The organism is Rubritepida flocculans DSM 14296, from assembly GCF_000425365.1.
GTDB lineage: Bacteria > Pseudomonadota > Alphaproteobacteria > Acetobacterales > Acetobacteraceae > Roseococcus > Roseococcus flocculans.
This window is the reverse complement of record NZ_AUDH01000071.1, coordinates 1-1,297: the sequence shown is the minus strand read 5'-3', so window position 1 is coordinate 1,297 and position 1,297 is coordinate 1. Positions and strand designations below refer to the sequence as shown.

Below are 1,297 nucleotides of genomic sequence, written 5' to 3'. Positions count from 1 at the left end.
GCGCAGCCGCTGACCGACGTCTCGATCGGCGAGGTGCTGGAGCAGGCGCTCGGCATCGAGGCCGCGAAGTGGACGCGCGCCGACCAGATGCGGGTCGGCGCCTTCTTCCGCGCCAGGAAGTGGGTGAAGTACCGGACGACAACGCCGCCGCGCGAGTGGCGCTACATGGCGCCAGGAACTCCCGGGCGATGACGCAGCGACCGCGCGGTCCAACCTCGTCCAGCCTTGTCCAACCCGCACGCCGCAGGTTGGACAGCCGGAAGCGCAGGTCTTCTGCGGCTTTCCGCTCGTTCGTCCCATCTCGTCCAACCTGTCCAACCTTCTCCCTTAGAGCCATGCGCGAAGGATGTAGGTCGGCCGGACATACGTTTTCCTATACGGGGTATTGGGGGCGGTCGGGAGGTTGGACGGGTTGGACGGGTCGCGCCAAGTCGCTGACAAGCCAACCGAACTCCTGTCTCACCTGCTTGGGCTGGGTTGGACCGGCTTGGACGGCCAGCCCGTGGCAGGCCCGCAGCCCGATCGCTCGCGGGCCGCCCACCACGCGATCAGCCTCTCGAAGCCGGGCAGCGACGGCGAGCTCCGCCAAGAACCGCGCCGTCGCCGCCCTCACCACAGCCATCCCCTTTCGGAGACCCCATGGCTCACTCGACTCTCCCCATGCCCGCGGCGCATGCAAGCGGTCCGCAGATCACCGCACCGTTGCCCGTCGCGCTCCGGCTTCACGCCGTCCTCGCCCTCGACCTCGGCACCACCACCGGCTGGGCGCTGCGCGGCCGCGACGGCGGCATCACCTCCGGCACCATGACCTTCCGACCCGGCCGGTTCGAGGGCGGCGGCATGCGCTTCCTGCGCTTCCGCGCCTGGCTGACCGAGGTCGCCGATCTGTCCGGCGGCCTGGCGCGCATCGCCTTCGAGGAGGTGCGGCGGCACGTGAGCACGGACAGCTCGCACGTCTATGCCGGCTTCCTGGCGACGCTGACGGCCTGGTGCGAGCAGGCGGGTATCGCCTACGAGGGCGTGCCCGTTGGCACGATCAAGCGCTTCGCCACCGGCCGCGGCAACGCCGACAAGGCGGCGATGGTCGCCGCGATGCGGGCGCGCGGCTTCGCGCCGACCGACGACAACGAAGCCGATGCCATCGCCCTGCTGCTCTGGGCCACCGAATCCTCGGGAGGCCGGGCATGAGGCTCGCCGGTGCACCGCGCCCGCCCCGGTCGTGTCTGGACCTGGCACGCAGCCCGGCCTCCGCGCTGGAGATCGACGCCCTGCGCGCCGCCGCCTGGCACCGGCACGG

2 protein-coding genes are annotated in these 1,297 nt (G+C 71.2%); both read left to right on the top strand.

All coding sequences use genetic code 11. The features are described from left to right. Positions 1-192, top strand: a 192-nt coding sequence (locus tag H596_RS24285; RefSeq protein ID WP_037302095.1) for a hypothetical protein, incomplete at its 5' end; no start/stop codon positions are given. A gap of 468 nt (positions 193-660) precedes the next feature. After that, positions 661-1,188 carry a hypothetical protein gene (locus tag H596_RS0118870; protein ID WP_245584082.1) on the top strand — a complete coding sequence of 176 codons (528 nt, stop codon included), beginning with the start codon at positions 661-663 and terminating at the stop codon, positions 1,186-1,188. Positions 1,189-1,297: the final 109 nt, after the last annotated feature.